This is a genomic window from Nocardia aurantiaca, assembly GCF_009708175.1.
GTDB classification, from domain to species: Bacteria; Actinomycetota; Actinomycetes; order Mycobacteriales; family Mycobacteriaceae; genus Nocardia; species Nocardia aurantiaca.
On sequence record NZ_WMBB01000001.1, the window covers coordinates 234,516 to 252,228 of the forward strand.

The 17,713-nt window shown below is 67.8% G+C and carries 17 protein-coding genes; 5 read left to right on the forward strand and 12 right to left on the reverse strand.

The window, feature by feature from the left end; translation table 11 throughout:
• Positions 1-10: 10 nt before the first annotated feature.
• The 6 genes from GLP40_RS01040 to GLP40_RS01065 form a co-directional block, all read right to left on the reverse strand.
• The gene (locus tag GLP40_RS01040) at positions 11-430 is read right to left on the reverse strand and encodes a YciI family protein (RefSeq protein WP_154785908.1); all 420 of its coding nucleotides are present in this window, start codon (positions 428-430) and stop codon (positions 11-13) included.
• Positions 431-530: 100 nt separating this feature from the next.
• A complete protein-coding gene (locus tag GLP40_RS01045; RefSeq protein ID WP_328289547.1) occupies positions 531-1,049 on the reverse strand; it encodes a TetR/AcrR family transcriptional regulator in 519 nt (172 codons plus the stop codon).
• Entirely contained in the window at positions 1,042-1,467 is a 426-nt protein-coding gene (locus GLP40_RS01050; RefSeq protein WP_154785910.1) for a DUF4260 family protein, read from the reverse strand. Before GLP40_RS01050 ends, GLP40_RS01045 begins: the two co-directional genes overlap by 8 nt.
• A 260-nt stretch (positions 1,468-1,727) precedes the next feature.
• Complete coding sequence (locus GLP40_RS01055; RefSeq protein ID WP_328289548.1) at positions 1,728-2,384, reverse strand: ammonium transporter; 657 nt, start codon at positions 2,382-2,384, stop codon at positions 1,728-1,730.
• A gap of 146 nt (positions 2,385-2,530) precedes the next feature.
• On the reverse strand, positions 2,531-3,295 hold the full coding sequence (locus tag GLP40_RS01060) for an energy-coupling factor transporter transmembrane component T family protein (RefSeq protein ID WP_154785911.1): 765 nt from the start codon (positions 3,293-3,295) through the stop codon (positions 2,531-2,533).
• Positions 3,292-5,370 (reverse strand): ABC transporter ATP-binding protein, encoded by a 2,079-nt coding sequence (locus GLP40_RS01065; RefSeq protein ID WP_328289627.1) that lies wholly within the window; start codon positions 5,368-5,370, stop codon positions 3,292-3,294. The genes GLP40_RS01060 and GLP40_RS01065 overlap by 4 nt, the downstream gene beginning before the upstream one ends.
• 380 nt (positions 5,371-5,750) lie before the next feature.
• Between GLP40_RS01065 and GLP40_RS01070 the strand changes: the two genes are divergently transcribed.
• Positions 5,751-6,131: a hemophore-related protein gene (locus tag GLP40_RS01070; protein ID WP_154785912.1), complete on the forward strand. Its 381-nt coding sequence runs from the start codon at positions 5,751-5,753 to the stop codon at positions 6,129-6,131.
• Between the two features lie 191 nt (positions 6,132-6,322).
• Here GLP40_RS01070 and GLP40_RS01075 read toward each other — a convergent pair whose 3' ends face one another.
• Positions 6,323-7,777: a flavin-containing monooxygenase gene (locus tag GLP40_RS01075; protein ID WP_154785913.1), complete on the reverse strand. Its 1,455-nt coding sequence runs from the start codon at positions 7,775-7,777 to the stop codon at positions 6,323-6,325.
• 95 nt (positions 7,778-7,872) lie between these two features.
• On the opposite strand from GLP40_RS01075, the gene GLP40_RS01080 reads away from it, so the two are divergent.
• Positions 7,873-8,940 (forward strand): AraC family transcriptional regulator, encoded by a 1,068-nt coding sequence (locus tag GLP40_RS01080; RefSeq protein WP_154785914.1) that lies wholly within the window; start codon positions 7,873-7,875, stop codon positions 8,938-8,940.
• On the opposite strand, the gene GLP40_RS01085 is transcribed toward GLP40_RS01080, so the two are convergent.
• The 4 genes from GLP40_RS01085 to GLP40_RS01100 form a co-directional block, all read right to left on the reverse strand.
• Positions 8,921-9,700 carry a metallophosphoesterase gene (locus GLP40_RS01085; protein ID WP_154785915.1) on the reverse strand — a complete coding sequence of 260 codons (780 nt, stop codon included), beginning with the start codon at positions 9,698-9,700 and terminating at the stop codon, positions 8,921-8,923. The two genes, GLP40_RS01080 and GLP40_RS01085, sit on opposite strands and share 20 nt — an antisense overlap.
• Before the next feature lie 136 nt (positions 9,701-9,836).
• Positions 9,837-10,625: an RluA family pseudouridine synthase gene (locus GLP40_RS01090; protein WP_328289549.1), complete on the reverse strand. Its 789-nt coding sequence runs from the start codon at positions 10,623-10,625 to the stop codon at positions 9,837-9,839.
• Between the two features lie 74 nt (positions 10,626-10,699).
• Positions 10,700-12,058, reverse strand: a complete 1,359-nt coding sequence (locus GLP40_RS01095) for a WS/DGAT/MGAT family O-acyltransferase (RefSeq protein ID WP_154785916.1) — start codon at positions 12,056-12,058, stop codon at positions 10,700-10,702.
• Between the two features lie 181 nt (positions 12,059-12,239).
• Complete coding sequence (locus GLP40_RS01100; RefSeq protein WP_154785917.1) at positions 12,240-12,965, reverse strand: HalD/BesD family halogenase; 726 nt, start codon at positions 12,963-12,965, stop codon at positions 12,240-12,242.
• A 225-nt stretch (positions 12,966-13,190) separates the two neighbouring features.
• On the opposite strand from GLP40_RS01100, the gene GLP40_RS01105 reads away from it, so the two are divergent.
• Positions 13,191-14,069 (forward strand): LLM class flavin-dependent oxidoreductase, encoded by an 879-nt coding sequence (locus tag GLP40_RS01105; protein WP_154785918.1) that lies wholly within the window; start codon positions 13,191-13,193, stop codon positions 14,067-14,069.
• A 13-nt stretch (positions 14,070-14,082) separates the two neighbouring features.
• On the opposite strand, the gene GLP40_RS01110 is transcribed toward GLP40_RS01105, so the two are convergent.
• Entirely contained in the window at positions 14,083-14,487 is a 405-nt protein-coding gene (locus GLP40_RS01110; RefSeq protein WP_154785919.1) for a hypothetical protein, read from the reverse strand.
• A gap of 261 nt (positions 14,488-14,748) precedes the next feature.
• Between GLP40_RS01110 and ctaD the strand changes: the two genes are divergently transcribed.
• Both ctaD and GLP40_RS01120 read left to right on the forward strand, forming a co-directional pair.
• Positions 14,749-16,485 (forward strand): aa3-type cytochrome oxidase subunit I, encoded by a 1,737-nt coding sequence (ctaD, locus tag GLP40_RS01115; RefSeq protein ID WP_328289550.1) that lies wholly within the window; start codon positions 14,749-14,751, stop codon positions 16,483-16,485.
• Between the two features lie 178 nt (positions 16,486-16,663).
• Positions 16,664-17,563 (forward strand): quinone oxidoreductase family protein, encoded by a 900-nt coding sequence (locus GLP40_RS01120; protein ID WP_154785921.1) that lies wholly within the window; start codon positions 16,664-16,666, stop codon positions 17,561-17,563.
• The last annotated feature ends 150 nt before the right edge of the window (positions 17,564-17,713 follow it).

Sequence of the window (17,713 nt, forward strand, 5' to 3'; positions counted from 1 at the left end):
TCTCAGCGGCTCACAGCTGCCCGGTGGCCTCGCGCCACGCGCGTTCCTTCTGAATCCACTCGTTGTCCTGCGGGAATTCGTCGATGGTGGTGACCCGCCGGATCTCGGTCTTGAACCCGGGCCCGAACGACGGCGCCCGCTTGGCCCATTCCACGGCCTCCTCCTTGGAGGCCACGTTCAGGATGTAGAAGCCGCCGAACAGCTCCTTGGTCTCGCCGTACGGTCCGTCGGTCACCAGCGGCGGCTCCGACGAGAAGTCCACCACCACGCCGTCTTCCGCACTGTCGAGGCCCTCCGCCGCCAGCAGCACCCCGGCGCGGATCAACTCGTCGTTGTACCGCCCGACCGATTCCATCACCTTCTCGAAATCGGACTCTGCCATGGCGGCATTGCCCTTGTCGTCGGCGCGCCAGATCAGCATGTACTTCATGGTCATCCTCCTCGTCGCGGGTCGCTGTCCGACCCTCTCATGCCAAGGTCGAACGGGGAGGACGGCAGATCGACACGGCGCGAAAAAAATTTCGACGGCATCAGCGGAAGGAGTCGAGACCTGCTCGCCACGCGGCTGCCAGGTCGGCGTCGCCGGGAAACCGGCCGTCGATCTCGAGGCTCACCATGCCGTGGGCGAACGCCCAGAGGGCGCGGGCTCGGGCCGGGTCGCCGCCGACGGCGGCGACCAGTGGCTGCGCGGTTCGTTCCTCGAGGCCCGGCGGTAGTAGATCTCGACGTAGGGGGCGGTAGTTCATGAGTCGGTAGACATGCGGGTGGGACAGGCCGTAGTCGCGGTATGCCTCGGCGACTCCGGGGAGACCCTGTGGCGCGGCCGCTTCCAGCGCTTCGGCGAGCTCGGCGAAACCCTGTGCCACCACCAGGGTTTCGAGGGCGGTCTTGTCCGGGACGTGCTTGTACAGGGATGGGGCCTTGATGCCCAGGGCTGCTGCGACATTGCGCATGGTGAGAGCCTCGGGGCCCTGCTCGTCCAACAGCGCGCGAGCGGCCGCGGCGATCTGCCGCTGTCGCCCGGTGAGCGTTGCGGTCGGGTCAGCCACGGAGGAAGCCGTCCGCGGTGCGCAGGCCGTAGCCGACGATGCGGTCGATGCCGATGTGCAGCATCCAAGCGAGCAGGAAGGTGAACAGGGCCGGAACCCGCAGCGGGGCAAAGGCATAGATGATGGCCAGGGCCAGCGGGATCCAGATGCGGTGCGCGGCATTGTAGAACGGGACCGCCTGGCGGGGCAGTTGCCCTTGCCGCACAGGGCCTTTCGCGCCGATGGCGGCGAAGAAGGTCAGATCGGGTGCGATGAGGCCCGCCACCAGCGCCAGCCAGGAGGCGGTGCCATGGTTGACGCCCTCGAGAATGGCGAAGGCGGCGAGGAACACCGTCCACGTGACCCAACCGGCCTTGCGGACGAGGGCCGGGATGTGGTGGCCGGTGGTGGCCGGCGGGTTGGTGGCGATGGTGGTCATCGGACCCTCCGAGGCTTCCAGCAGAGGCTAACGTTGTTAGCTTCTACGGTAAGGCGAACGCCGTTAGCCTGTCAATCCCGGAGGGTTCAGGCGGCTATGGCGCTTCGGCCTCTCGGCGCGGGGTGAATCATCGGGCACCGGCTGGCGTAAGCCTGGCGGACACCGATTCACGAGCGGAATCAGAAGCCGATCACCGCCGGGTGCCCCGCGCGCTGCGGTGGCTGAGCAGCTCGACCGCGCGGTGCACCCGGCGCCCGGTGTCAGATGTCGCCAGGCTGGACCCACTTGGTGGTGCCGGGCGCCGCGTTCAGCGTGTTCAGCAGATCGACACCCGCGATGATCAGGGCCGGACCGCCCACCACCAGAGTGCCGATGACCGCGCCGATGCCCGCCGCGATCGGCACGGTCGCCAGACCGAAGGCGCCGCCGAAGAATCCGACAGCGCCGACCGCAGCGCCCACCGCGAGGCCCAGGAAGCTGCCGATGGCGGTGGCGATGCCGAACTGGCTGCTGAAGGCATCCATGGCGCGCTGGTTCTCGTTGTTCGAGGCCACCGGGTGCAGTACCGGCGTGGCCGCGGCGACGTCCTTGACCGCCGTCAGGCTGAGGGTGGCGCCGTCATCGCTGACAGTGCCGGGCAGTGGGAAGCTCAGGCCGTCCTGCTCGAAGGCGAGCGGCAGACTGAGAACCGTGGCGCCGGCGGCGTCCTTGATGTTCACCGCGGCGCCCGCCAGTTCGAAGCTGCCGTTGGTGAGGGTGGTGACGACGGTATTGCCGACCAGCTGGGTCTGGTAGCCGATGTCGGGTACCGATGGATTCGCGTGTGCCACACCGGCTCCGGCGATGGCGACCGCCGTGACCACCGGCGCGGCAACAGCAGTGATCTTGCGCAGCATCATGGGTCTTCCAATCTTCATCAGGTTCTCGAGGCAACACACGGCTCGATAGAAAGAATTCCCCCTTTGTGAACTTGCGAGCCGGGCGGCATTCAGCAACATGTTCTACTGGCGAACACGGTAGCGCGGCCCACCGACAATCCGAGCGATTCTCGACTCGAGTGTTGCTAGAGAAGCACTTCGACGCCGATGCCCAGCGCGCACACCAATGCCACCACCAACAGCGCCACCGCATCGGCGCGGCCCGGCGCACCCGGGCGGGCGGTGAGCTCGCCGGTGCCGCCGCGGGTCGTGATGGCCTCGCCGAGTTCGGCCGCGCGGCGGCTGGAGACCGCCATGCTCGCGGTCAGAATGTCGACCAGCGGATTCTCCGACGCGCGATGCAGCAGTGAATCCTTCGGCCGCAGTTTGCGCGCCGCGCGGAGCACTCGCATCTCCTCGAGCAGGAGCGGCAGGCCGCGCAGGGTCAGCGCGACCACCACGGCCCACTCGTCGACGGGAATGGCGTGGCGGACCCCGTTGCGGGTCCAGGCGATCCGCTTCAGCGGTGCGCCGAGTTTGGCCAGCGCGGGCGCGACCTCCCCCATGGGGGTGGTCCAGGCGACCAGGAAGGACGCACCGAGCAGCAGGAATCCGAAGACGATCACCTGCGCGTATCGCAACAGTGCCGACGTGCTGACCGGTGCGTTGATGGCCGCGCCGATCAGCACGCCCGCCCACACCCACCACGGAAAACGGGGCACTGTGCCCAGCGGCAGGCGCGCCAGCAGGAACACCGCCACCAGGAACACCGTCGCCACGCCCAGCAGCCCCCAGGACGGTATGAACATGAGCAGCAGGCTGATGGCGAAGACGCCGATCATCTTGGTACCGGCCCAGAGTCGATGCACGGGGCTGTCGACGGGGACCTCGCGGAGGACGACACTGCTCATCGGACACCTCCGGTGAAATCATGGGCCTGGCCGTATCGCACTGCGGTGGAATCATTTTCGACGAGACGACCATCGCGCAGATGGACGGTGCGGTCGCACACCGCGGCCATGTCGGACACGTCGTGCGAGATGACGATCAGGGTCAACCCCGAATCCCGTAGTCGGGCGAGCAGTTCCACGACTCCGGCGCGGCCCGCCGGATCCAGCCCGGCCAGCGGTTCGTCGAGCACCACCACCTGGGGGTGGCTCGCCACGATGGCGGCCAGCACCACGCGTTTGGCCTGGCCGCCGCTGAGTTCCTCGATCGAGCGAGAGGCCAGTGCCCGGTCCAGGCCCACGGCGTCGAGGGCACGGGCCACCGCGTAACTGCCGCGGCCGCCCCAGTCCTCGATCTCGGTGCCCACATCCTGGCGCTGCAATTGCAGTCGGGAGTGCTGGAAGGCCAGCTGTACGGCCCCGATTCGCTTGTGCACCGGGCGGGTGGTGCCCATGGGTTCGCGCAGGACGCAGGTACCCGAGGTGGGCGTGGTGAGGCCCGCCATGATCCAGGCCAGCGTGGACTTGCCGGAACCATTGCCGCCCACGATGAGCAGGGCTTCGCCGCGGCGGACACTCAGGTCGATGCCGTGCAGGGCCGGGGTCTCCCAGGGGGTGACGCGGTTGTAGGTGTGCCCGACGCCGCGCAGTTCGAGGACGGGATCGCCCATGGGCCGGCGGCGCGGATCGCGGACCGGGCGCGGCCAGGCGGGCAGATGGCCGACCGAGCGGCCCTGTTCCAGATGGACCACGCGGTCGGCGGCGGCCGCGTCGGCCTCGTGGTGGGTCACCAGGACGACGGCCATCGGATGCCTGCGGGGCAGGTCGGCCAGCAGCGCGACCAGGTCGCGACGGCCTTCGGGGTCGATCATCGACGTGGCCTCGTCGGCGATGAGCAGCGTCGGCTGCCGGGCCAAGGCGGCGGCCACCGCGAGCCGCTGCTGCTGACCACCGGACAGGGTCGCGGTCTCACGCCCGCCCATGCCGGTCAATCCGACCTCGGTCAGCAGCGCGTCGACATTCACGGCCGCGGCGTCCTCGGTGGGCAGGCCCCACACCACGTCGTCGGCGACGAGGACACCGAGGGTCTGGCTCTCGGGCCGTTGCAGCACCATGGCGGTGCCGCCGCGCACGCCCAGACCCGCCGCGCCCGGCCGGGTAACGGTGCCCGCGGTCGGCGGGCGGCCCGCGAGAATCCTGGTGAGCGTGGACTTTCCGGAGCCGTTGTGGCCGACCACCGCCACGAACTCGCCGACGTCCACGGTCAGGTCGATGTCGTGCAGGGCATCGGTGCGCGCGCCCGGATAGCGGAAAGCGACCTCCCGCAAGGTGACCGGCAGCGGCGCGACCGGCCGCGGGTCGGCGGGCGCGTCCAGCAGGCTGTCCCGGCCCGGCAACCAGGCCAGCCGATCCAGCACCCGCCCCAGCACGAACCAGGAGAACACCCCGCTCACCATCATGGCGGCGATGATGCCGCCGCCCACGAACGCCCACCACCAGTGCAGAACGGTGTCGGTGTAGTCGGCCACCGCCCGGCCCAGCGGCTTCAGCGAAGGCTGGCGCGCCGCGAGGTTTTCGATGCCCTGCGCGGAATTGCGGATGCTGTCGAACAGCAGGTGCCGCGACTGCGCGAAGGCCAGCAGCATGCCGATCGACAGAGCGGCCATCACGAATCCGGCCAGCGCCGACAGCGCCACCACCGCGGGCAGTCCGCCGCGCCTGCGCTTGACCGTTCCGATGATCCCGCCGATGACGGCGACGCCGACCAGATTCTCGGCGGGCAGCAGGCCCGCCGCCACGAAGGTCACCAGCGCCCCCGCGATGGTGGTCGCCAGCTGCGCCCGGAACCGGTGCCGATGCGCCAGCAACCCCATCGGCACCGCCGCCACCAGTTGCAGCGCCGCCGCGAACGGCACCAGCGACCCCAGGGTCACCAGCCCCACCGTGGCCCCACCCAGCACGGCCCCCGCCGCAAGTTCGATCGGGCGCAGCGCCCCCGTCGGCAGCGTCGCCCCAGCACGTCTCCCGGCGCGGGACACGCCGGCCTGTTCAGCCAGGCCGCCGCGAATCCGGTACGAATCGGTCACGCCTACCAGTCTGCCGTGTTCTCACCCCAACCCACCGCGACCTCTCAACATCTCCACAGACTCCAGGCACGACGCCCGCAATCCGGACACCCGCCGCGCCGTTGACCGTCCATCCCGGGCCGCCCCTCGCCCCGGAGCCGGTTCGTGAAGCTCGCCCCTTCTGATGCGCGCACCCAAAGCCCTGCCGGGCTGACAGCATTGTCGTCGGCACAGAGATGGTGGGGCGGCGTGTGCGGCCGCCGGGAAGGGGGTGTCTTCGGTAGCGTGCTGTCCGGCCCGCGCAGGGCTGGTTGTCATCCGCTGATCCCGCTACTACGAAAGGTTGGTCTCACATGAGGTTGATCGGTGCGCGGTACGCAAGCGCGATCGCAGTGACGATTGCCGGGTTCGGTGCTGCTGTGGCGGTGTCCGGGGCGGGGGCGGCGGTCGCCGACCCGATGAGTGATCTCGAACCGCTGTTGAGCTCGACGTGCTCGTTCGACCAGATCGACGCGGCCTTCCACCGGGTGGAACCTGCGACCGCGGCGCAACTCGACGCGGCACCGGAGCGGAAGGCCCCTTTCCGGCTCGCCTATGACCAGCCGATCCCTCAGCGGCGAATCGCGTTCCAGGCCCTCATCGTTCAACAGCAGCTGATGGGTGCTCCCGCCGATATCAACCCGGACTTCATTCCCCTACTGCGCCAGGTTGTCGATTCGTGTCACCAGTACTGACCATCGGGCTGCCCTTCTGATCCATCGAGCCGAGTGCCGGCAGGAGACGCTCGTGAGCGTTCCGTGTCGGCTGCCGGCACCGTGTTCCTTGCGGACGGAGGGCGAGATCGCCTGCGAGCAGGGGATCGCGGCAGGCGCCGCTGTTCGTAGGCTCGGGCGCATGCCGTGAATGCATCCCAATGTGTTGCTGATCAGCCTCGAATCGAGGTGAAGGTGTAGTCGGAGAGTCGGAGGTCGCGAGTGCGGCGGCGGTAGCTGCGGGTAGTGCCGGGCCAATTGTTGGTGATGCGCCCGGAAGGCGTGCGATACCAGCTGGTGCAGAAGTTCCAGGGCGTGCGGGCGAGCCGCTTCTGGAGGGCGTCGTTGAAGGCCCGTTCGGCCTCGGGGCGGACTTCGAGATAGGTGCGGGGTCGTTCGCCGAGGAGTTGCAGGGCACGGCGGATGTAGTGGGTCTGGGATTCGATCATGTAAATGATGGACCCGACGCCGAGGTTGGTGTTGGGCCCGTAGACCATGAACATATTGGGGAATTCAGGGACCGTGAGGCCCAGATAGGCGTGTGCGCCGCCGTCCCACACGTCGCTCAGGATGCGGCCGCCACGGCCGCGAATCTTCATCGGCCACAGGAATTCCGTGCCCTTGAAGCCGGTGCCGTAGATGATCACGTCGGCCTCGTGCAGGGCGCCGTCGGCGGTGCGGACGCCCTCGGGGACGATCTCGCTGATGGCCGTGGTCTCCACGGTGACATTGGGCTGGGTGAGCGCGGGGAAGTAGTCGTTGGAGAACAGTCCGCGCTTGCAGCCGATCGGATAGTCGGGGGTGAGCTTGGCGCGCAGCACCGGATCGGAGACCCGCTCCTCGAGATGCTTCTCCGCGATCCGCGAGACCCCGCGCACGATGCCCGGAAACTCCACCAGCCCCAGCGCCACGAATTCGGCGAGGAGCCACCACGAAAGGCGCTCGGCCACCGGCATTCCCGGAATCTCGACCAGGATCCGCTGATGCACCGGCTTGTAGTCGGTGTCGAATTTGGGCAGCACCCACGCCGCGGTGCGCTGGAACACCGTCAGCTGCCCGGCCCGCGGCTGGATCTCGGGGATGTACTGGATCGCGCTGGCTCCGGTGCCGATACAGGCCACCCGCTTTCCGGTCAGCTCCACGTCGTGATCCCACCGCGCGGAGTGGAAGTACTTCCCGCCGAAGTCTCCGATGCCCGGAATCGGCGGCATGGCCGGTCGCGACAGCTGCCCCACCGCCGACACCAGCACATCCGCGGTGCGCGCCACGCCGTCGGCGGTGTGCACCGTCCACTGCCCGGTCGTCTCGTCGAATTCCGCCTCGGTGACCTCGGCCCCGAACACGAGGTGGTCGGACAGCCCATGCCGATCGGCGATGCCGCGCATGTACTCCCAGATGTCCTCGCGCGTCGCATACCGCTGCCGCCACCGGGGTTTGGGTTCGTGCGCGAACGAGTACAGCGGCGACGGCACATCGCAGGCCGCGCCGGGATAGGTGTTCTCCCGCCACACCCCACCCAGGTCGGCGGCCTTCTCCAGAATGGTGAACTCGCGGAATCCATTGCGCTGCAACTCGATCGCCATGCCGAGCCCGCCGAAACCCGCACCGATGATGATGACCGACGGCATTGTGGTGCTCCTCACATCGAAGTCCCTTCTCACTGTAGGAGCGAGCATTCGATTTAGTGCGCGACCGGATCGAGAATTTCGGCCATAATCGGGCCATGGGCACGATGCAGGAGGCGGGAATCCGCGATTGGGATTTCCCCCGCGGCGTGGCGAGTGTCGCTCTCATGGTCGGATTCGCGCGCGAGCACGGCGTGCCGGCCGCGCGGATGCTGCAGGGCAGCGGGCTGAGCGAGCGGCAGCTGGCCGATCCGGACGAACAGATCGACGCGCACACCGAATTGGCGGTGATCCGGAACCTGGTGCGCGAACTGGGCGCGCGCCCGAACCTGGGGCTGGAGGTGGGGCGGCGGTATCGCATCACCACCTTCGGCATCTTCGGCTTCGCCTGCGTCAGCAGTCCCACCCTGGGCGAGGCCATCGCCTTCGCGCTGCGCTACCTGGAGTTGAGCTTCACCTTCTGTATTCCGGCGGCCAGCTGGCGCCCGGGTGAGTTCGTGGCCCGCATCCACGACGAGCGGGTGCCCTTCGACGTGCGGCGCTTCCTGGTGGAGCGCGATGTCGCCGCCATGCACCAGGTGATGTCGGATCTGATGGGCCGCCCCATCCCGCTGCTGCGCGCCGACTTCGACTTCCCGGCGCCGGAGAATCTCGGCCCGTACACGGAAATGTACGGTCTGACACCGAGTTTCGAGGCCGAGCACAATCTGTTCGCACTGGATCCGGCCATTCTGCAACAGCCCCTGCCGCAGGCCAACGAGCACACCTGGGCCATGTGCCTGGCGCAGTGCCGCGACCTGGTCTCCCGCCGCCGCGCCCGCACCGGCATCGCGGCCGAGGTGCGGGAGCGTCTGGTGCCGCGCGGCGGCCTGGACGGATTCGCGGTGCCGCCCGGAATCGATTCGGTGGCAAAGGATCTCAATATGAGCACCCGCACCCTGCGTCGTCACCTGGACGCGGCCGGCACCAGCTACCGGCAGCTGCTGGACGAGGTGCGGCGCGCGCTGGCGGAGGAGATGCTCACGGCCACACCGCTGTCGGTGAGCGATGTGGCGATCCGCCTCGGCTACGCGGAGGCGTCGACCTTCATTCACGCCTTCAAACGCTGGACCGGCACCACGCCGTCGGCCTATCGGCGTAGTGCGATCACTCCGTCGGTTCGCTGAGCCAGCCGCCCATGGCGATGGGCCGGAACATGGACAGCAGTCCGTTGTCGGTAATGGAATGGAAGATCATCGACGGGTCGGGCGCGAAGTCGATGGGCACGTGACCCGGTGCGGCCGTTTCCCATTCGCAGCCGATGGTGGAGGAGACGCCCGGCGCGACGATCAGCGGCTTGCCCGCGAACTGGGTCATGAGCCCGGCGTGCACGTGGCCGGTCAGGACAGCGGCGATGCGGTCATCGCCCGCCACGATCTCGGCCAGGCGCTCCGGATTGATGAGCCGAATCGGGTCCACGACGGTGGACTGCACGGCCACCGGCGGATGGTGCATGGCCACCAGCACCACATCATCGTCGGGCGTGGACACCAGCAGATCGGTGAGGAAGTCGTAGGTCTCATCCTCCAGCAGGCCCTCCGGCTTTCCGGGGATGCTGGAGTCGAGCAGGGCCAGGGTCACGCCGTTGACCCGGTAGTACTGGTTGATCGGGCCGCTGCCCTCGGTCCCGGGGAAGAACACGCTGCGCATATTGACGCGATCGTCGTGATTGCCGGGCAGGATCAGCACCGGAAGGTCCGCGGCCAGCGCCGCGCGCGCCTGCTGATACTCCTCGATATCACCCTCGTCGGCGATATCTCCGGTGACGATGATGGCGTCGGGTCGCTGCGGCAGCTCGGCGAGAAAGGCCATCACCCGTTCGGCGCGTTCGACATTCCGTGCGCCCATGTTGAAGTGGGTGTCACTGAGCTGAGCCAGCAGAACCATCGGCGTTCGCTTTCTGTAAAGGGCAGCATCAGTGCGCCCGGCTGTGCCCGCCGCACCGCGGTCACCTCATTCAGGCTAATTGACCTGCCCTGATGCGGTCTCGGTGAAACCCGCCACCCAATATAGCGAAGTTATATCAGTGTCCGGTCGGTGTGGTCCGGGCTATGAGTTCGCTTGCGCTGCTCAGCAGTTGCCGCGGATCGGTGGCGACGATGGCGTCGCCGACCCGCCAGAAGTCAGCACCCGGCTCGGCTTCCAGTTCCAGTGTGCCGGTGGGTCGCCAGGGCGCGTCCAGGACCAGACGCCACGAATGCAGATGGGTGCGAGCGAATGTGCCCGACCTGTCGAAGAGCGGGTCGCCGACAATGGGGTGCCCGATCCAGGCCAGGTGCACGCGAATTTGGTGCCGTCGCCCGGTGATCGGACGCAGGGCCAGCACGGTATGGGAGTCGGTGCGGGCCAGCGTGGTGAATTCGGTGACCGACGGATAGTTCTTGCCCGCCAGAACATCCTGTTCGTCCACCAGCCAGGTGTCGCCGTCGCGACGAATGCTCTCCCGGGGCGCGGCGATCCGCACCCGGTTCTTGCGGCCGACACTCAGCGGCAGGTCGATGACGCCGCGATCGGGCAGACCGGTGGAGGCGGTGACGGCCAGGTACGCCTTCTCCGCGGTGCGCTTGTTGAACTGCCGGGTGAGCTGCCCGTGCGCGGGCAGTTCCTTGGCCAGCAGGACCAGGCCCGAGGTGACCTTATCGATGCGGTGCACCGGATACAGCGTCTCGCCCCGCGCCGCGGCCATGTCCACGATGTCGGTGTCGTGGCGCTCGCCGGTCACCGAGATGCCGGCGGGCTTGTTCAGAGCCAAGACCGCCTCATCCTCGAGAAGCAGACACGCTTTCCGCAGTTCGGGCCACGACGTTTCCACGTGGCAAGCCTAGAGAACCGACTCCCGAAGCTCGCACGGGCAAGCCCCGGGAACGGCGAATGGACGGTCGGCGTTCAGGCGACGGCCAGCTCCAACTCGGCCAGGCCGTTCTCCAGATGATCGATCATCCGATCCAGATCGGGCACGGTACGACGGCAGCCGACCAGCCCGAAATCGAGATTGTCGCCATTGGTGGTGACCGTGATGTTCATGGCCTGCGACTCGAACGGAATCGACAGCGGGTAATTGGCGTCCAGCCGCGCGCCCCGCATATAGACCGGTTTGCGCGGCCCCGGCACATTCGAGATCACCAGGTTGAACGGCATGCGCGGCAGTGCCTCGAAACCAGGTAGTAGGGACACTCCGAGCGGGGTCATCAGGGCGGCCGACAGCAGCAGGGCCTCCAGCTTCGGCAATTGCGTGAACACCCGTTTGGCGTCGTGCATGGAGGTGCGGATGATTTCCAGCCGGGCAGCTGGATCCTCGATATCGGTGCCGAGATTCGCCAGGCAGGCCGCCACCTGATTGCCCTCGGACGTGTCGGATTCGGCGGCGCTTCGAATATTGACCGGCACCATGGCGATCAGCGGTTCGTCCGGCAGCGCGTCGCGCTCGATCAGATAGGCGCGCAGCGCCGCGGCGCTCATGGCCAGCACCACGTCGTTGACCGTGGCCCCGGTGGCCTGCCGAATCCCGTTGATGCGTTCCAGCGGCCAGGACCGCACCGCGATGCGCCGGGCCCCGCCGATGGAGGTGTTGAGCAGAGTGCGTGGCGCGGTCATGGGCAGGGTGAGCCGCCCGTCGATGGCGCCCCGCAGGGGTGCGGCGATCGATCCGGTGGCGCGCAGGATCCGCGGCACCGCCTTGCGCAGCTGCGACCAGGGGCTCGTGGGCTCGCCGCTGTCGTCGCGCGGCAGCGGCGCCGCGCCCCACGGGACGTTGACCCGGCTGTCGAACGGGTCGTCGGTGAGGGTGCGCTGCAGCAGCCGCATGGCCGAGACGCCGTCGATGAGCGCGTGGTGCATCTTCATATAGACCGCGAAGCGGCCGTCGGACAGGCCTTCGATGAGCCGGCCCTCCCAGAGCGGCCGGTGCCGGTCGAGCAGGATGCCGTGCAGACGCTCGGTGAGATCCAGCAGATCACCCAGGCCGCCGGGCGCGGGCAGCGCGGACCGCCGCAGGTGGTAGCTCAGATCCACGTTCTCGGCGTGGGACCAGGCGAGGCTGGAGAAGCCGCCCAGTAGCCGGCTGGGCTTGCGGCGGAAACGGGCCCGCACCTCGGTCATCGCGGCCATCTCCTCGAACAGCTCATGGGCGAACTCGGGCCCCGCGTCGGCGGGCGGTTCGAACAGCTGCAGACCGCCGACGTGCATGGGATGCTCGCGGGATTCGATGGCCAGGAAGATCGCGTCGAGAGGGTTCAGAAGATCCATTGGGAGCCACCTAAGCCGAGTGGGCACAACTGCCGAAGCGGATACGGTGTGGCGACGCTGCCCCCCGCTGCGTGAACGGTGATCAGGCTATCACTGTATATGACTCAGGACACATCGACCGGATGAGCGCAGACCCTCGAGCGGTGCGCTGAGCATCAGCGGACGCGGGCCGATCCGGCGTCTAATGCGGTGTCGGTTCGGCGTCCCGCCGCCGGATCTCCCGTTCGCTGTCCGCCCCCGACGCGAAGGTCATGGCGACGATGGTGCGGCGGCCGTGCGCGAAGGGATGCACCCGGTGCAGGGTGGTGTCGGTGCGCATCAGGTAGAGGTCGCCGGGCTGCAGTTCCCAAGAGTGGATCGGATTGCGGGTCAGGGTCCGGTACACGTCGGCGTGGTCCCAGTCGCGGCGGGTGTGCGCGACCGTCTGCACGAAGCCGCCGTCCTCGAGCGGCGGGCACTCCACCACCAGGACGAGGGCGAAAGCGTAATGGTCCCAGTGCCATTGGCTCAGTGAATCGTCGTGGTGCAGGCGGCTGACGCGGTACTTCTCGGCGTCGGGGCAGGACAGCACGGGTTCGGCGGCGACGACGGAGAGGCTGTGCCGCAAGGATTCGCAGTGGTAGAGCTGGGGGATGCACTCGGCGTGCGCCGATACCTCCTGTTCGGTCAGGTCGACCTGCCGGCGACCTACGCCCTCGTTCTCGGGCAGCAGGTCACCCCACTGCCTGTGGTGGTCGAGCAGGGTCAGCGCCTCGGCGGCGAGGATGCGTTTGACCTGGTGGGGGAGCAGGAATCCCAACCGTGCGATTCCGGTCTCCGCCAGTCGGTTCCGCGCATGCCGCAATGCCGAGGGATCGACTTCCTTCAGGTGTCGCTGGGCCGATTCGACCGTGCTGTGAACCCGCACTGGGCACGTCCTTTCATCCGGCCGCCTCGCGAACGGCCCGACTGCCGAAAAGACCGGGCCGCTTCCCCGGACGGCCCGGTCTCAATTGTATTCCGTTGCCCGGCAACGACTATGGATTCCGGTTGCCACTTGATCACGATCTGAAACGGGTGCCGTCGCCCGGACGCGCCGAAGTCGCTCGATTTCGCCCGGGTACCCATCCGGAGCGGTAGCTTGATATTCGCTATGGCGGATTACGGGCATGAGCTCAGGTTCGGGATCTTCGTTCCGCCCGTGGCGGCACGCGGGCGCGCGCTGCTGCGCCTGGTGCGGCAGGCCGACCAGTCCGGACTGGAAGTGCTGGCCGTTCAGGATCATCCGTATCAGCCCGCCTTCCTGGACACCTGGACGCTGCTGTCCTATCTGGCCGGCGTCACTCGCAACCTGACCCTCATGCCCGCGGTCGCGAACCTCCCGCTGCGCCCGCCGTCGGTACTGGCCCGCAGCGCCGCCAGCCTCGACCTGCTCAGCGGCGGCCGGGTCGAACTGGGCCTGGGCGCGGGCGCGTTCTGGGACGCCATCGAGGCCATGGGCGGCGCCCGCCGCAGCCCCGGCCAAGCCCTCACCGCGCTGCGCGAGGCCGTCGCCGTCATCCGCGCGCTCTGGGGCGAGGGCGAACGCTCGAGCCTGGAGGGCGAGTTCTATCCCCTGCGCGGCGCGAAACCCGGCCCGCGCCCGGCCCATCCGATCGGCATCTGGCTCGGTGTCTACGGCCCGCGCGCGCTACGCCTGACCGGGGAGCTCGCCGACGGCTGGCTCGGCAGCTTCGGCTACGCCCCGCCCCGCAACCTGCCCGCCCTGATGGCCGCCATCGACACCGGCGCCCGCGCCGCGGGGCGCGTCCCGGCCCTGATCCGCCGCGCCTACGTCATCGACCCCACCATGACCCCCGGCCAGCTCACCGAAGTGGCTCTGGTTCACGGCCTGAGCGAATTCCTGCTCCCGGTCGATCCCGAAGGCGAGCGCGCCACACATCATTTCGCGACCGAGATGGTCCCCGCGGTGCGCGCCGCCGTGGCGTCCGCCCGCGCCGGGTATCCGCCGCCGCAGCCCTCATCTGTCTAGGGGCCTGGCGCGGTTATCCAGCGACGAAGAACCTGTGTTGCATGATCTGCCGGATGGGGGACAGCAGCCCGTCGAAGGTCACCCGGTCCGAGCGGACCGTGTGCAGGCTGACGTCGCCGCGCTTGGGGTCCTCGCAGATGACGCGGAGCTTCTCGGCATTGCTGTGCACCGCGCCCAGCGTGAGGGTGACCGTCCCGTCCGGACCGACCGCGCCCCACGGCCCGCTGATGCCCGACCCCGCGATCTGGCAATTGTTGTCCGGCTTCTCGCCGGTGACGCGGGCGGTCACCTCGCTGCGACCGTGAATCACGGCGTGAGGTTCCCCGTAGGCGGTGGTGGCGGTCTCCACGGCGAGCACGGCACCGAGGATGCCGACCACGGCGACAGTGAGAACGCGAGTGCGCAGCGATCGTGACATAGCCCAGATATTGGACCGTGCCTCATGAGTATTTCGTGATTGCGCGGGATGAACTGACGATGAACAACGCGTCAAACCTGTGCCGAGCCGACGGGCGGCCACTGTCGACTCGGGGGGCTGCCCTGCAGTATCGTGCGTTTCTATCCCGGTTCACCCCGACCGGAGTGTTCTCGGCGAAAATCGAATTGCTGTCGGTACGCTGTGCGCCGTTCTATGTGCCCGATCGGTAGAGCTGGACGGAACCCTCCTGAGGAGGATGTGGTGACTGCAGTTGCTCCAAAGCCCGAACAGAACCTCGAGGCGGTCCGGCCCTACCCGGCCCGTAAGCGCCCCACAGGCTCGTTCATCTATCAGCTGTTGACGACGACCGACCCCAAGATGCTCGGTCAGATGTACCTGTTCACCTCGATCACGTTCTTCCTGATCGGCGGCGTCATGGCGTTGCTGATGCGTGCCGAGTTGGCACGGCCGGGCCTGCAGTTCCTGTCGGCCGAGCAGTTCAACCAGCTGTTCACCATGCACGGCACCATCATGCTGCTGTTCTATGCGACCGCGGTCGTGTTCGCCTTCGCCAACATCGTCCTGCCGCTGCAGATCGGCGCGCCCGATGTGGCCTTCCCCCGGCTCAACGCGCTGAGCTACTGGCTGTACCTGTTCGGCGCGACCATGGCGACCGCGGGCTTCGTCACTCCCGGTGGCGCGGCCGATTTCGGCTGGACCGCCTACACTCCGCTGTCGGACATCGTCCACTCCCCGGGCGTCGGCGCCGACCTGTGGATCCTGGGCGTCGGCGTCTCCGGTCTGGGCACCATCCTCGGTGGCGTCAACATGCTCACCACCGTGGTCTGCCTGCGCTGCCCGGGCATGACCATGTTCCGGATGCCCATCTTCACCTGGAACATCGCGATCACCAGCCTGCTGATCCTGCTGGTCTTCCCGATTCTGACGGCCGCCGCGCTGGCCCTGTTCTACGACCGGCACCTGGGCGGTCACATCTACGACCCGGCCAGTGGCGGCAATATGCTGTTCCAGCACCTGTTCTGGTACTTCGGCCACCCCGAGGTGTACATTATCGCGCTGCCGTTCTTCGGCATCGTGTCCGAGATATTCCCGGTGTTCTCGCGCAAGCCGATCTTCGGCTACACCACTCTCGTCTACGCGACGATGGCCATCGCGGCGCTCTCGATCGCGGTGTGGGCGCACCACATGTACGCCACGGGAGCCGTGCTGCTGCCGTACTTCTCGTTCATGACCTTCCTCATCGCGGTCCCGACCGGTGTGAAGTTCTTCAACTGGATCGGCACCATGTGGCGCGGTCAGCTCACCTTCGAGTCGCCGATGCTGTTCTCGGTCGGCTTCATCGTCACCTTCCTCTTCGGCGGTCTCTCGGGCGTCATCCTGGCCTCGCCGCCGCTGGACTTCCACGTGTCCGACACCTACTTCGTGGTGGCGCACTTCCACTACGTGCTCTTCGGCACCATCGTGTTCGCCACGTACGCGGGGATCTACTTCTGGTTCCCGAAGATGACCGGGCGCATGCTCGACGAGCGTCTCGCGAAGTGGCACTTCTGGACCACGTTCATCGGCTTCCACACCACGTTCCTGGTGCAGCACTGGCTGGGTACCTCGGGTATGCCGCGCCGGTACGCGGACTACCTGCCCTCGGACGGCTTCACCACGCTGAACACCATCTCCACGATCGGATCGTTCATTCTGGGCGCGTCGGTGCTGCCGTTCGTGTGGAACGTCTTCAAGTCCTACCGCTATGGCGAGGTCGTGACCGTGGACGACCCGTGGGGCTACGGCAATTCGCTGGAGTGGGCGACCTCCTGCCCGCCGCCGCGGCACAACTTCTACGAGCTGCCGCGGATCCGGTCCGAGCGTCCCGCGTTCGAGCTGCACTACCCGCACATGGTCGAGCGCATGCGCGCCGAGGCCCACGTGGGCTGGGGTACCGGGCGTCACGCGGTGGCGGAGTATGAGAAGGCCTCCACGTAGTTCGTCCTTATGGACAGCGCGGCGGTCGTCCTCGGACGGCCGCCGCGTCTTTTTGTTGCCCTGATCAGTGCCTATGTGGCGACGAAAATATTGGGTTTGACATAAGAACCGTATAAAACTAATTTTGTGTGCGACCTAATAAGCTGCGATCCGCCTGGCCCACCGAAAGGCATTGCCCATGCGCAAGATTCAGTTCTCCGGCCGCACTCCCGCCGTCGTGACCGCCGCGGAGCTCATGCCTGGCCCGGGCCGGCTGCTGGTGCGTACCGAGCTGGCGGGCGTCCACCTCGGCCTGGTGCGCATGCTGCAGCGGGACAGCGGCCCCGACGGCGGCGAGATCGTCGGCACGGTCGTGGCGGCCGGACCTGACCTCGCTGAGTGGGTCGGCAAGCGGGTCGGCGGTGTGGTCTTCGAGGGCGCGTACGCCGAATTCGCCCTCGCCGCACCGCAATTGATGTCCGAGATCCCCGCCGGGGTGGATGCCGCCGACGCGCTGGCGCTGGTGCGCGGCGGGGTCATCGCGCTGGGTCTGTTGCGGACGGCCCGGTTCACCGCGGGGGAGTCGGTCATGGTCACCGGTGCGGCCAGTGGTGTCGGGCATCTGGCCGTGCAGCTTGCCCGGGCGCTGGGAGCGTCACGCGTGATCGCGGCCGTCGGCAGCGCGGACAAGGCCGATTTTCTACGCGGCTGCGGAGCGGACGAGGTCGTCACCTATGACGAGGCCTGGACCGAACGCGTGGACATCGTCCTCGACGGCGTCGGCGGTGAGATGGCGCAGCGCTGTGTGGAAACCCTTGGCCCGAACGGTCGTCTGATCGCGTTCAGCGCCTTCGGCGGTGCGATCGAGTCGGGCAGTCTGCTCGGCGAGCTGAAGACCGTCACCGGATTCTCCATGGGCCTGCTCAGTCGCACCCGCGCCGATCTGCTGGACACCTGGCGCGTCGAACTGTGGAATCTCCTGGCGGCCGGGCGGATTCGCCCGCGTCACACCGTGCTGCCGTTGGCGGAGATGGACGCCGCGATCGCGCTCATCGAGACCCGCCGCAATCTCGGCCGGGTCGCGGTGTGCACGGCCTGACCTCGGTGGCGGGGGCGGCGCCGGTGTATCGGCTGGGCGGCATGGTCTCGAATTCCGCTCGGTCGGTTTGACTGATCATCCGTCCATCTACGGCGCGAAGCGAATAGCGGTGGACTTGCTGCCCCAGTGCGGTACTGTCCGCAGTCGGAG

Bases quoted from the DNA above. Each gene is read 5' to 3' on its own strand.
- GLP40_RS01075 (WP_154785913.1), bottom strand. From the start codon at position 7,777: ATGCCGTCGGTCATCATCATCGGTGCGGGTTTCGGCGGGCTCGGCATG.
- GLP40_RS01120 (WP_154785921.1), top strand. From the start codon at position 16,664: ATGCGCAAGATTCAGTTCTCCGGCCGCACTCCCGCCGTCGTGACCGCC.
- GLP40_RS01110 (WP_154785919.1), bottom strand. From the start codon at position 14,487: ATGTCACGATCGCTGCGCACTCGCGTTCTCACTGTCGCCGTGGTCGGC.
- GLP40_RS01095 (WP_154785916.1), bottom strand. From the start codon at position 12,058: ATGGATCTTCTGAACCCTCTCGACGCGATCTTCCTGGCCATCGAATCC.
- GLP40_RS01105 (WP_154785918.1), top strand. From the start codon at position 13,191: ATGGCGGATTACGGGCATGAGCTCAGGTTCGGGATCTTCGTTCCGCCC.
- GLP40_RS01055 (WP_328289548.1), bottom strand. From the start codon at position 2,384: ATGAAGATTGGAAGACCCATGATGCTGCGCAAGATCACTGCTGTTGCC.
- GLP40_RS01050 (WP_154785910.1), bottom strand. From the start codon at position 1,467: ATGACCACCATCGCCACCAACCCGCCGGCCACCACCGGCCACCACATC.
- GLP40_RS01060 (WP_154785911.1), bottom strand. From the start codon at position 3,295: ATGAGCAGTGTCGTCCTCCGCGAGGTCCCCGTCGACAGCCCCGTGCAT.
- GLP40_RS01080 (WP_154785914.1), top strand. From the start codon at position 7,873: ATGGGCACGATGCAGGAGGCGGGAATCCGCGATTGGGATTTCCCCCGC.
- GLP40_RS01070 (WP_154785912.1), top strand. From the start codon at position 5,751: ATGAGGTTGATCGGTGCGCGGTACGCAAGCGCGATCGCAGTGACGATT.
- GLP40_RS01085 (WP_154785915.1), bottom strand. From the start codon at position 9,700: ATGGTTCTGCTGGCTCAGCTCAGTGACACCCACTTCAACATGGGCGCA.
- GLP40_RS01040 (WP_154785908.1), bottom strand. From the start codon at position 430: ATGAAGTACATGCTGATCTGGCGCGCCGACGACAAGGGCAATGCCGCC.